This is a genomic window from Psychrobacter sp. PAMC 21119 (genome assembly GCF_000247495.1).
GTDB lineage: Bacteria > Pseudomonadota > Gammaproteobacteria > Pseudomonadales > Moraxellaceae > Psychrobacter > Psychrobacter glaciei.
Map to the genome: position 1 here is coordinate 64,218 of NZ_AHVZ01000036.1, position 11,909 is coordinate 76,126.

Consider the following 11,909-nt stretch of genomic DNA (forward strand, 5'->3'; position numbering starts at 1 on the left):
ATTGAACCGACTATAGCAACTTTAAGCCCAAAGTATCGTGAGGCGCTTTTGTTGATAGCGTAGACGCAGGGTGAGCAGTATAGAGGATAAAAACAAACCCGTGATCAATGCCATCCAAAACCCTTGCGCGCCCACATCCGTGAAACGCACCAAATAGATGCCAAGCGGCAAGGCAACCAACCAATAGCAAAATAGCGTCACCCACATCGGTATCGTGGTGTCTTGCATACCGCGTAGTATCCCCGCAATGTTGACCTGCCAGCCATCAAATAGTTGGTAAGCAAGGGCAAAGATGAGAAGGTGCATGGCTTGCGCTCTGACTTCTACATTGTCCGTGAACGCGGCTGCCAGTTGTGGGCGGAATAGCCAGATTCCAAGCATACAAACGATGGCAATCAGGACAGTCCAGATAAGTCCGGTGGCTTGTACATGGCGCAGCGCCAGCAGGTTCTTTTCACCAAAGCGATTGGACACCATAATGGTCAGTGCCATGGCAACCGAGATGGGTATCATAAACAGCTGCGATGTCACCGCCAGCGCCACTTGATGCGAGGCAGTTGCCAGCTCACCCAATGGACTGATGACCAGTGCTCCCAAGCTAAATAGACTGGCCTCAAAGAAGATTGAGATGCCAATCGGGATGCCAAGCTTGAGCAGTTTTTTTATCTGTGTGCGATTGGGTCTGGCAAAACTATAAAAGAAGCGCGTGCTGGCAAATTGCTGGCGCTTAGTAAAGCTGGTATAAGCGACGAGCAATAAGACGTTTATCCATAATACTAATGCCGTTGCGACCCCGCAGCCAGCGCCGCCCATTTCTGGCATGCCAAACAGACCATGGATAAAGATATAGTTGAGTGGGATATCTGCGATCAGGCCAATGATACTAATCACTGTCACCGGCTCAGGTCGCCCAAGCGCCTCGCAATAACTGCGTAGGACGGCATAGACCGCCAGTGCAGGAAAACCAAACGACACCCCATGTAAATACTGTGACGCTATCGGTTGGATATTTTCGGGGACGCCCATGATACCAAGGACATTGGGTGCAAGATTGACAATAATAAACCCAAGAATCCCAATCACACCTGCTGTCCATAAGGATTGCTGAGTGATATGTGGTACTTGGTTGTGTTTATTCTGTCCTATAGCTTCCCCAATGAGAGGGGTGGTGGCGATTAAAATACCCGTGGCTAATAAGAACAGAGGCAGCCAAATACCAGAGCCAACAGCGACCGCTGCCAAGTCGAGGGCAGAAACTTGACCTGCCATGATAGCATCGACGACACCCAGTGCTGCTTGGCAAAACTGAGTAATCAAGATGGGTAAGGCGAGCACGCCCAAACGTAAACTGTAGCTTTTGAAATCGGTAAAGGATATTGGCAAAGCCATAATTAGCAACTTTTCATAATTCGCGGTGGTTAGTGTTGATAGACAAATACTGTCATCGACCACTCAATAGCGAGACAGCAACAGTGGCGTTGTACTGACAATAAATAAGACAAGCAATTCGATAAGTAAAGACACTTAAATAAAAATAACCCGTCAATCCAAGTGATAGATTGACAGGTCATAAGTAGATAAGATGGTAAAGAAGCCAGACTGGGATGTCAACGTTTTAGAAAGGTTTTATAGTGCTTAGTAACATCCATCACGTTGGTTAAACCTAGGGCGTGTCTTCAATTCACTCGATAGTCATCTGAACGGGCTAAAAATGGCTAAATCTTGCCAAACATCGTCAAATAGCTGGTTAATATCCCGATATTATCTGCGCTATTTTTCTTGTTTGACGGCAATTTATCTCATTTTTATCACCATTTTTGAAATGAAGACACACTCTAGGCTTCTACAAGAAAGCCTATTATATGGCCAAAATCTATCGGGATTCTGGCAAATCTTGTACCACTGCTTGATAGCCGATCAAGTTGTTATTAGCATCGAACGCTTGCACTACGATGGCGTAGTTGGTCGAGCTGTTTGGAATCAACGGTGTAAACTGTGTCTCAAGGTTGCTCAACACAAGGTTTTGGACGTAACCATTGGCGCCAGACTCGGCTTTATTAACATCAATTTGACTGACCAATACATGCTGAGTATTGATCGGATTCTGCCAAGTGACGGTTTTTTGGCTACCATTGCCCGTCACATCGAGGTTCATCTTGCCAAGGTCGTAATCGAGCGCGTAAGTGGTAAAATTAGAGCGATCGCTTAGGGTATAGGTCACCTTGCAATTGTCTTCACCGCTGGACAGTTTTTGCCCGCCTAAGCCGTCTAGGTATTCAAAACTGCCTTTCCATGGTGAGCCAGCTTGTTTTTCCTCAAAGCTCCCTGCAAAAGTGGTGAGTAAGTTTGGCGTCTCTAACCCTAAATCACTGACATATTTGATATCCAAAAACTCTAAGGTATCGAGGCTACCCGTGACTTTGCCAGCGATATAGTTATCGATTTTGAGCGCTGAGTTTATGCCCAAAGCATTGTTTTCTTGGCAAGCTTGCTGCTGATAACTAAAGCTACCATCGACGCTACCCGCACCTTGATTACTGATGTCGAAGTAGACCGCACCGATATCGATGTCATTATTATCACCGTCGTTTAGCTCGACGAAGTGTCCGACATATAGACCGCCGCGTCCGCCTTCTGGAGTGAGCTTGTCTAAGAAATCATCAAATGATTCTTCTGGTAAAAATACAGATTCTAAAATCTCTGCCATACTCTTTTCGTCATCGGTCAGCTTATCTTCGGCCTCTTTATATTTTTCTTTAACCTTGTCTTCTATACGATCGTATTCATCTTTAACCTGATCTTCTACACGGTCATACTCTTCTTTGATCTTATCGCTATCACTGCCGCAAGCACTCAGCGTTAGGCCGAGCATACTAACGGTTAATAAAGACAATACTAGTTTGGGTGCGCTCATAAACGAGTCCTGATGATTAAAATATGACGGTTATAAAAAAGTAGAATATTGCTGTTGGGTATATAGTTTTTATTTGGGCTGATAAATATAGCAAAATTTAAAAGGCAAACGCATGGATAAGTGTTAATTGATGTCATAGAAAACATACGCAATGGTTACAGTGCAAGATTGTTATTGTCGAATATCAAATTAAGCGTTTCTGCCATATCGATGATGGCCTGCCAGTGTTTGGGTTCTAGAGGAATAACGGTTAACTGCTGACAGCCTTTCCTAAGCAGCAATGAGTCCTCAAGTGCGGGCAAAAACTTGAGCTCTAATAATGGTAAGACCTCTATAAATGCCTGCTCAAAGGTGACATCTACCATGTACCATCGTGGCTCATCTTCGGTGGCGATAGGGTCGTAGTGACGATGTTCCGGATGAAACTGGGTGGGGTCGGGATAGCCTGCTTGACTGATCGTCATAATGCCAGCAACGCCAGAAGGCTTAGCGCTAGAGTGATAAAAGAACACCTTATCACCGACTTGCATGTCATCGCGCATAAAATTACGGGCACGATAGTTGCGCACGCCATCCCAACCTTCTGTGCCTAAACGCTGCAAATCCTGAATACTAAAAAACTTTGGGTTTGATTTCATAAGCCAATAGGCCATATCTTGTATTCCTTTATTGGTATAGTCAGTTCAGAATAAAATCGATATATTGCCAGTTAGGTGTGACTAGTATAAATTTTCCTTGCTTGCTGCTATTACAGAGGCGACGAAAAATTCATCCCAGTCACACTGCCTCTTTTTTAAAGTGAATCTACTATAGCGGTGGTTTCTTAGTGACAGATTTTTATCAGTAACGATTATATTGCCTGTCAGACACCAGTATTAACATAGATTTTGTGAGTGGTTTTGTGAGTTATTTTGTTGTCACGATGCTTTTCATTGAGGCCTCTAACCGTTATCCTAGCGATACTTTTTATAGCTATAGTCAATCCTACATACCAAGTAAGACTAATGCCTTCGATTTTACCAATAGCGATGCTCATATGACTGATATAAACGTGATGAATATTCCGTTAGCACTTTACATTCACATTCCATGGTGTGTAAAGAAGTGCCCTTATTGCGACTTTAATTCGCATGAGCTGCCAGTAGACAGTCAGCTATCGATGTATGACGAATATGTCGATGCTTTGTTATTGGATGCTCAAATGCAGCAGTCGTTGACTCAAGGGCGTGAAATTGGCTCGATATTTATTGGTGGTGGGACGCCGTCGCTGCTGCCGATTGCGCAGTATCAGCGTTTATTTGCTGGCTTGCGTGCGTGTTTTATATTTGCAGATGATATTGAAGTTACGATGGAGGCCAATCCGGGTACGCTTGAACACGCGCCATTTGCTCAGTATCTGGATGTCGGTATCAATCGCTTGTCAATTGGTGTGCAAAGCTTCGCTGCGGATAAGCTCAAAACCCTCGGGCGCATACACGATCCCAAGCAAGCATTATCAGCGATTAAGGCGGCACGGAGTGCTGGGTTTGAGCGCGTCAATGTCGACTTGATGCATGGCTTGCCGCAGCAAAGCTTGACTGAAGCACTGAACGATATTCAAACCGCGCATAATGCTGGCGCGACCCATATCTCTTGGTATCAGCTAACGATTGAGCCTAACACGGTGTTTTATCGCAGTCAGCCCATTTTGCCAGATGAGGACAGCCTCGCTGATATTGAGCAAGCCGGTCAGGCATTGCTACAGCAATTGGGCTATGACAATTATGAAGTGTCGGCATGGTCTGGTGCTTCCGATAAGCCGTGCCGCCACAATGTCAATTATTGGCAGTTTGGTGATTATTTGGCGATTGGCGCGGGTGCTCATGGCAAGGTGACTGTTGATAAGAATGAATTAGATGATAACAATAAGTCAGATGATAATAAGCAATCAGGTGATCACGCATCATTATTAAGTGAGAGCACGCTCAAGTCATTAGAAAGACATGAAGGGTTAGACAGTGAGTTATTAGCAAAATCAGGTATTTATCGCTTTAGTAAGTCACGTTTACCTAAGGATTATGTCGACTATCAAGATATAACTGAGACATCTCATGACAGCCAACATTTCCCAAAAATGATTGGTTGGCAACAGATTGCTAGTGATGAGCTGATCAGCGAATTCATGCTCAATGCACTACGTTTACATGCTGGGGTGTCGTGGGCACTGTTTGAGGATCGAACAGGACTTTGCTATGACAGTGTCGCTGGGCAAGTAGATAAGCCAGTCAAGCAGGGCTTACTCGTAGATGATCGTCAGCAGCTAAAGCCAACAGTATTAGGCAGCAGGTATCTAAACCAAATATTAAGAGCGTTCTTATAACAGGACTTTGCTCGTTTTAAAGATGCTGCAAAATGATTGCTCAACAAGATAAAGTATGGAAACAAAAAAAGGCTTACCAAATAAATGGTAAGCCTTTTAAAAACAAGTCTAATGAATTAATAATTAGATTTTGTTTTGAACTTCTTGGGCGCCGCCAGTTACAGCATCGCCAGCGCTAGATACGTCTTGACCTAGACCTTTAAAAGTGTTGCAACCAGTTAATACAAACATAGCCGTCAAAGATGCAATGATTAATTTTTTCATAATAATTCCTCAAAATAAATGGGTGGTTATACAGAACAATAGTAAGGCTAAGCAGCTTGCTTAAGCCTCACTGAAGGATTACAGGATACGATAACAATGTGTTTATATTATCTCGCAATCCAGTAGAGCCATCATAAAGAAAGTTAAAATCTGTGCCCAGTATCAAAATGTAATTTTTGCCAGTAAACTGTAACTTTTAATTACGCTTGATATATATATTCTATTCAAGATAGTTTTCATATAAAGACAACGAGCGAGTCTACTAACAACAGTAGACTAAGCCAGCCTGACACCAAGTTCTATTGATATAAAATTTGCTAGAGAATTAAAATAATGATATTCAGACAATTGATGGAGTGATAATGACTATTCATATCGTGCTGGTAGCACCCAAAATGCCCAGTAATACTGGCAATATTATTCGTTTATGTGCCAATAGTGGGGCGCAATTGCATTTAGTGAAGCCTTTAGGATTTGAGCTGGACGATAAAAAGCTACGCCGTGCAGGGTTGGATTACCATGAGTATGCTCATCTGCAGGTACATGACGATTGGGCAGCTGCTAGGCAAGCGCTCATAGCATCGGACTGTCATGTCATCACAGCATTGACTACCAAGCTGAGTAAGCCATTTTATGATTATAATTTTAGTGGGCAGGTCACTGGTGATGATGGTGAAAAAAGTGCGCTGACATCGCCACCTAACATCGCCCTAGTCTTCGGCTCTGAGACAGCAGGGCTGGCAGATGACATTCGTGAAAGTATTGGTGCCGATCATTGGTTACGCTTGCCCATGCTGGCAGATTCACGCAGTTTGAATCTGTCCAATAGTGTGGCGATATGTCTGTATGAGATATGGCGTCAGCAGGGTTTTGTGGGTGATGAAGGGCGCAGTGTTGGTTATGACACTCTGACAGTATATGACCCTAAATAGCGGTTGATATACTTATTGATTCTGATTGGAAGTCATGTTTTAAACGTCCAAATTTGGATAGCAATCAGTGTGACTCTATAAACAAAGTGTGACTCTATAAACAATTAGGCGGTTTGGGCAATCCAGCGAGACGATTGACGTGACGCGCGACCAATCCCGTATTAAACAACTGCTGCAACTTTTGATTGCTTATATCCTGCTCAGGCAGGGTTTTCTGTAGCCATTTAATGAGCGGACGCGTGGCAGGTGCGTGATTGAATTTGACAAAAAAGGCGCGCACCTGTTGTAGGATTTCTAGATGTTCAGCAATCAAGTTGATATCCAGTGTATTTGCCAGCTGCTGCGCAATCGCAGGCGACCAAATAGTGTGATCACATAAATGACCGTCTTGATCTAAGGCGATATCAGTTGTCGCCATCGTAGTAGGCATAGGTATAGGCATAGTCATAATGCAGTGGTCACCACTTTATCAAATTGGCTGTCTTGAGTCAGCTCGATCCATTCTTCATCCGTTAAAATACGGGTCAATTTGCTCTCTAAATTTAGCTTACTAGTGGTATTTTCTGTTAACTGCGCTATATCATCTGCTAATGCATAAATACCTGCAATGCCATCTATCTCACTGTCATTCAAATAAGCATTGAGCCAGTCAATAAAAGCGATAGTTGTGCCTAGTAGTAGAATGCTGTCGCCTGTGTGCCAAGTGCGTGATATCTCTTCTGTGCTGCGTCTGAGCTTGTCCATGCTGCTATGTAATTGATATAAAGTTGCCATAAAAGTGTCCGATTACGTGCTTTGTTATTTTATAAGTCTAAATTCTGTAGCGATTTAAAAGGTCAGGATTTGCTCAAAGTCTTGTGAGTTGATGACCTCTGGCACTAGTGTAAGCTGTGATGCCAGATCTGTCGGCAACATACCAGTGACCCAGCCACTGAATACATCCTCAGGTAGCCAAGCGGCGGGCATGTCATACAGCTCAAGCGACTGAATCATGCCATGCAGCCGCGAGTCAGATTGCATCAATAAGCCAAAGACCGGCGCATCTAAGAACAGTTGAACCTCATGACCAAATGTGGCTAGGGTTAGCGCAAGCGCACAACCTTCATAGCTTGCCATTTCTGTTGGTGTACGCAGCTGAATCAATAATTTCATGGTTTATTCCAAAAGTTGTTTGTCACAAGCAGTCGTCGTCAAAGCAGTCGCTGTTAATAATGCGCTGCTAGAATTGTATGAGGCGACAGTTGCTTTGCATCATCATTGCCAGCTCGCTGAGTCCCACTAACGTAAACCCTGTTGCCAAATTGTCACCGTCAAGCCGATGGCGAGTACCGTTTTCGCTATCACTAATCCCACGACTGAGTGCAGTGCTGACACAGACGGGCAAGGGCAACTGATAATGGTCAGCCAAAGACTGCCACTCTTTGGTCAAGTCTAGTTGATCGGCTGATTGCCAACGCAATCGATTGGCTATATGTGCCGAGTCCCCATAAAAGAAGACATTGAGCAGTGGTTGTTCAGTGGTAGCATTATCGCTGCTGCCTGTACTATCATTGTCATTATCATCAATATCATGATTATTGGTTGCGCTCTTTAGGTAAGCGCGTGCGTAACGTAACGCCAAGTGTGCCAATGGATGACTAGGGTCAGCAGTAATCAGTAATAATGGGGTAGTGGTCGTCATAAGGCGCAGTATCACATATTATAAATAAGAGTTTAAAAAGTACGGCCAAGTTGCTATAAATGCTTTGTATAAATTAGTTTGAACGACATTATTATAGCGTCTGCGTGCAAATTTGCATGACAGAAAACGGAGTTTATACTGATAATGCGACATACAGCGGATCATACTGTCACATCTAGGGCGTGTCATCATTTTAAGACCACTAAATGTATCCATGTGCTAATTGATGACATGCCCTAATATCGTTATATCATAAAAGAGAGGTGAGTCGTCTCTATCAAAGATGTTTATGCTAACATAAAGCGCCGCAAACCAAATAGAGTCACTGTTATTTAACGTGGTTTTATCTCAAGTGTAGGCACACTGAGTATTATTATTTGATGCTGTGACTGCCTCGTAAGAAAAAACAATAAACTTATGAGCTAGGTTCACGTAGTCTTACCATTCTATGTAAGGAGTTTTCATCACTATGTTACCTGCTATGCCCTCACGTGTGAACAATGGTACAGATTATCAGCCTACCGTAGAACAGCTTCAAGTATTGCAAACGGCAAGTGAGTTTGCTTATCAGATTTGGCAGCGCCGAAGTGCATCGTGTCAGACGTTTTTACGCAGTTATCCTCTTGATCATACCTTAACACGTCAGCAAATTGATGATCTGATCCAAGATTACACGCTAGATGAAAATTACCAACTTGCTGATGAAGCCAAGGTCATGAGTGGCCTCCGAAACTTACGGATGCTATTGATGATGCGCTGGATTTGGCAAGATGCCCTAGGCATGATTGCCCTCGAGCAATTAACCGATGAGTTATCTGAGTTTGCGGATGGTTGTATTTCATTTGCCAAGGAGTATACCTATCAGCACTTAGTTGCTAAGTACGGTGAACCAACCTTTGTCAATGAGCTAGGCAATGTGCAGATCGATGATATGGCAATCATGGCCATGGGTAAGCTTGGTGCTCATGAGTTAAATCTATCGAGCGATATTGACTTAATATTTGTGCATCAAGCGCGCGGTGAGACCAATGGTAACAAAGCGAAGGGCACTCGTAGTATAGACAACAAGCGTTTTATGACTCGGCTTGGTCAAGGGATTATTAAACTACTGGATAATAAAACGGCAGATGGTTTTGTCTTTCGGGTAGACATGCGCTTGCGCCCATGGGGTGATGGAAGTGATTTGGCCATTCACCTTTCTGCTCTACAAAAGTATTTTGCCTTGCATGGACGTGCTTGGGAGCGTTTTGCTTGGCTAAAAGCACGTGTGGTTGGGCAGATAGAGCCGCCATTTTATGATGAGATTCAGGCACTGATTAAACCGTTTGTCTTTCGCTATTATGTTGACTACAGTGCTTTTTCGGCATTGAGGGAGATGAAGTCGCTTATTCAAAACCAAGTGGCACAGCGTGAAGACTTAGATAATATTAAGCTGGGTGCGGGCGGCATAAGAGACATTGAATTCATTGTACAAGCTTTTCAGTTGATCTATGGCGGCAGGCATCCACAGCTACAAATAAAACCTTGCCTACAAGCCATGCAAGTATTACGTGAGATTGGCTATCTAGAGCAATCAACCTATGAGGGGTTACAAGCCGCGTATCGGTTCTTGCGCCGCTTGGAACACGGTATTCAAGCGATCAATGATCAGCAGACTCAGCGACTACCACATGACCCTTATTGGCAGCATAATCTAGCGATAACGTTAGAGTTTGATGACTGGCAAGCATTACTAACCCAGCTCAATCATCATCGAGACAATGTCAATGACCCGTTTGAACGTATGGTGACTGAGCGCCAAGTACCTGATAATGACGATACCGATTTAGAGCCAGAACATTTAGAAGAGCAGATTGCGCGCTTAGACGAAGTATTAACAAAAGGCAATCGTGAGTTATTACAGAAATTTTGGCAGTCAAAAATGGTCGCTAACTTGAGTGATGAGGCCAGAGAGCGCTTGGATGATGCTTATCCTGTGATTGTCCATGCGCTACTTGCTCATCAAGAACAGCAGCAGCTGGCCAATACTGCTTTGCCACGACTGATTTCATTACTTGAGGCCATTTGTCGTCGTTCTATCTACTTGGTCATGATTGCAGAAAATCCCAATGCCACCATTGAGCTGATACCGATGCTATCAGCCAGTCCTTGGATCGCAAAAGAGCTGGCGCAGTATCCTGTGTTGTTGGATACTTTTTTGCAGCAGCGCTATCGCCATTTGCCAGATAAGCGTGAGCTACGTGATATTTTGCGTCAGCAGTTATTGCGCGTCGAGCCTAACGATGAAGAAGAGCTACTAAGCGTTTTGCGACTGTTCAAAAAGAACCAAGTATTGGCTGTCGCGGCTAGTGATGTATTGGCTGAACGTCCGATAATGAAAGTATCGGACTCATTGACATATATTGCTGAAGTAGTACTAGAAGCAGCGCTAGAGCGCGCCTTTGCTGAGATCGTCAACCGTTATGGTTATCCCATTGGCCAAGATGGTGATCCGGTCACTGAAGCGGACTGCGGCTTTGCGATTATCGGTTATGGCAAGCTTGGCGGGTTAGAATTGTCATATTCTTCAGACTTGGACTTGGTTTTCTTACATAAAATAAAAGAGCAAGGCATGACCACTGGCGAGAAGTCAGTAAGTGGGATGAAGTTTGCCGCACGTCTGGTGCAAAAGCTAATGAATTATCTCAATACTCAAACACGTGATGGTAGGGCATATGAGATTGATATGCGCCTGCGGCCGTCAGGTAATGCTGGCATGATGGTTGTGTCATATCATGCCTTTGAAACCTATCAGATGGATAGAGCGTGGTCATGGGAGCATCAAGCACTGGTGCGTGCTCGAGCGATTTGCGGCGACAGGCGAGTGACGGCACGCTTTTGTGATATTCGCCGGGAGGTATTGGCACTGCCGCGCACGTTAGATCAGGTGCGTAGTGAAGTCACTAGTATGCGTATAAAAATGCAAAAGCATTTGGGCACCAATCAATGGCAGCAACAGGCCGGTAAGTTTCATCTCAAGCAAGATGCAGGCGGTATTGTCGATATTGAATTCTTGGCACAGTTCGCGGTACTGGCCTATTCGCATGAATACCCAAGCTTGACTAAGTGGAGTGACAACGTGCGTATTTTTGAAGAGGTTGCTTTGCTTGGTATTTGGCAATCTCAAGTATGTCAGGAGTTGACCGATGCCTATCTAAGGATACGCGCTGCCACCCATCAGTTAGCATTATCAGAGCAGTCATTACTCGTTGATGAGTCGCTATGGCAAGAGACGCGAGCATTAGTACAAGCGCAGTGGCAACACCTTATGGGTGTAGAATCAGCACAGCAAAAATAATAGTAACTTCTTTACTTATCGTCTGCTCATAATAAGGCAATGTGCTCAAATTCAATATTTTAATATCAACAAGAGCCACCTAAGCACAAACTAAAACCTTGCATTTGCCAGCATGGCCAATGATATAATCGGTCGCACATTATCATAACACTGTCAGTCGTTGGTCATAATAATGCTGTGTTTTAAGCAATAAAAATTGACGCTGTAGTGTTATCATACGATGTTGATCAATACTGTTAGGGTCTGTTGAATATTCAAATATTAGGACTGCTGATCGCTAAAATCGTCCTAAACTAGGCGTAAACCGACGATAATGTCGAGACCTTAGCTAGGTTTACAACAACGTTTGGGGTGATTTTAGCATCAGCCTTTCAGGGCAAGGCTATTTTTTGCCAATACATGGCGAAATTGTCTACCCTAGA

Annotated in this window: 11 protein-coding genes; 3 read left to right on the forward strand and 8 right to left on the reverse strand. The window is 43.9% G+C overall.

The annotated features are described in order from the left end of the window. Positions 1–21: 21 nt before the first annotated feature. From RH96_RS11875 to RH96_RS11885, 3 genes are all read right to left on the reverse strand, one after another. Positions 22–1,389, reverse strand: a complete 1,368-nt coding sequence (locus RH96_RS11875; RefSeq protein ID WP_010201262.1) for an MATE family efflux transporter — start codon at positions 1,387–1,389, stop codon at positions 22–24. Between the two features lie 484 nt (positions 1,390–1,873). Continuing rightward, positions 1,874–2,914: a hypothetical protein gene (locus RH96_RS11880; RefSeq protein ID WP_010201264.1), complete on the reverse strand. Its 1,041-nt coding sequence runs from the start codon at positions 2,912–2,914 to the stop codon at positions 1,874–1,876. Between the two features lie 155 nt (positions 2,915–3,069). Further along, on the reverse strand, positions 3,070–3,567 hold the full coding sequence (locus RH96_RS11885; protein WP_010201266.1) for an EVE domain-containing protein: 498 nt from the start codon (positions 3,565–3,567) through the stop codon (positions 3,070–3,072). Positions 3,568–3,950: 383 nt separating this feature from the next. Here RH96_RS11885 and hemW point away from each other — a divergent pair, with 383 nt between their 5' ends. Then, positions 3,951–5,273, forward strand: coding sequence for a radical SAM family heme chaperone HemW (hemW, locus tag RH96_RS11890; protein WP_026037335.1), 1,323 nt, complete (start codon positions 3,951–3,953; stop codon positions 5,271–5,273). A gap of 123 nt (positions 5,274–5,396) precedes the next feature. Here the strand turns inward: hemW and RH96_RS11895 are convergent, their stop codons facing one another. Further along, positions 5,397–5,537: an entericidin A/B family lipoprotein gene (locus tag RH96_RS11895; RefSeq protein ID WP_010201268.1), complete on the reverse strand. Its 141-nt coding sequence runs from the start codon at positions 5,535–5,537 to the stop codon at positions 5,397–5,399. 362 nt (positions 5,538–5,899) lie between these two features. Between RH96_RS11895 and RH96_RS11900 the strand changes: the two genes are divergently transcribed. Next, positions 5,900–6,469 carry a tRNA (cytidine(34)-2'-O)-methyltransferase gene (locus RH96_RS11900; protein ID WP_010201269.1) on the forward strand — a complete coding sequence of 190 codons (570 nt, stop codon included), beginning with the start codon at positions 5,900–5,902 and terminating at the stop codon, positions 6,467–6,469. Positions 6,470–6,563: 94 nt separating this feature from the next. Here the strand turns inward: RH96_RS11900 and RH96_RS11905 are convergent, their stop codons facing one another. The 4 genes from RH96_RS11905 to tusD all read right to left on the reverse strand — a co-directional run bounded on the left by RH96_RS11905 (position 6,564) and on the right by tusD (position 8,150). Beyond that, positions 6,564–6,899 carry a TusE/DsrC/DsvC family sulfur relay protein gene (locus tag RH96_RS11905; protein WP_026037337.1) on the reverse strand — a complete coding sequence of 112 codons (336 nt, stop codon included), beginning with the start codon at positions 6,897–6,899 and terminating at the stop codon, positions 6,564–6,566. A 14-nt stretch (positions 6,900–6,913) separates the two neighbouring features. After that, positions 6,914–7,243: a hypothetical protein gene (locus RH96_RS11910; protein WP_010201278.1), complete on the reverse strand. Its 330-nt coding sequence runs from the start codon at positions 7,241–7,243 to the stop codon at positions 6,914–6,916. A gap of 54 nt (positions 7,244–7,297) precedes the next feature. Continuing rightward, positions 7,298–7,621 carry a DsrE family protein gene (locus tag RH96_RS11915; RefSeq protein WP_010201280.1) on the reverse strand — a complete coding sequence of 108 codons (324 nt, stop codon included), beginning with the start codon at positions 7,619–7,621 and terminating at the stop codon, positions 7,298–7,300. A 67-nt stretch (positions 7,622–7,688) separates the two neighbouring features. Then, entirely contained in the window at positions 7,689–8,150 is a 462-nt protein-coding gene (tusD, locus tag RH96_RS11920; protein ID WP_010201281.1) for a sulfurtransferase complex subunit TusD, read from the reverse strand. 469 nt (positions 8,151–8,619) lie between these two features. On the opposite strand from tusD, the gene glnE reads away from it, so the two are divergent. Continuing rightward, positions 8,620–11,487 carry a bifunctional [glutamate--ammonia ligase]-adenylyl-L-tyrosine phosphorylase/[glutamate--ammonia-ligase] adenylyltransferase gene (glnE, locus tag RH96_RS11925; RefSeq protein ID WP_010201282.1) on the forward strand — a complete coding sequence of 956 codons (2,868 nt, stop codon included), beginning with the start codon at positions 8,620–8,622 and terminating at the stop codon, positions 11,485–11,487. Positions 11,488–11,909 lie beyond the last annotated feature (422 nt).

Excerpts from the sequence above, each read along its gene's own strand:
- RH96_RS11875 (WP_010201262.1), bottom strand. The coding sequence starts at position 1,389 with ATGGCTTTGCCAATATCCTTTACCGATTTCAAAAGCTACAGTTTACGT.
- RH96_RS11880 (WP_010201264.1), bottom strand. The coding sequence starts at position 2,914 with ATGAGCGCACCCAAACTAGTATTGTCTTTATTAACCGTTAGTATGCTC.
- RH96_RS11885 (WP_010201266.1), bottom strand. The coding sequence starts at position 3,567 with ATGGCCTATTGGCTTATGAAATCAAACCCAAAGTTTTTTAGTATTCAG.
- hemW (WP_026037335.1), top strand. The coding sequence starts at position 3,951 with ATGACTGATATAAACGTGATGAATATTCCGTTAGCACTTTACATTCAC.
- RH96_RS11895 (WP_010201268.1), bottom strand. The coding sequence starts at position 5,537 with ATGAAAAAATTAATCATTGCATCTTTGACGGCTATGTTTGTATTAACT.
- RH96_RS11900 (WP_010201269.1), top strand. The coding sequence starts at position 5,900 with ATGACTATTCATATCGTGCTGGTAGCACCCAAAATGCCCAGTAATACT.
- RH96_RS11905 (WP_026037337.1), bottom strand. The coding sequence starts at position 6,899 with ATGCCTACTACGATGGCGACAACTGATATCGCCTTAGATCAAGACGGT.
- RH96_RS11910 (WP_010201278.1), bottom strand. The coding sequence starts at position 7,243 with ATGGCAACTTTATATCAATTACATAGCAGCATGGACAAGCTCAGACGC.
- RH96_RS11915 (WP_010201280.1), bottom strand. The coding sequence starts at position 7,621 with ATGAAATTATTGATTCAGCTGCGTACACCAACAGAAATGGCAAGCTAT.
- tusD (WP_010201281.1), bottom strand. The coding sequence starts at position 8,150 with ATGACGACCACTACCCCATTATTACTGATTACTGCTGACCCTAGTCAT.
- glnE (WP_010201282.1), top strand. The coding sequence starts at position 8,620 with ATGTTACCTGCTATGCCCTCACGTGTGAACAATGGTACAGATTATCAG.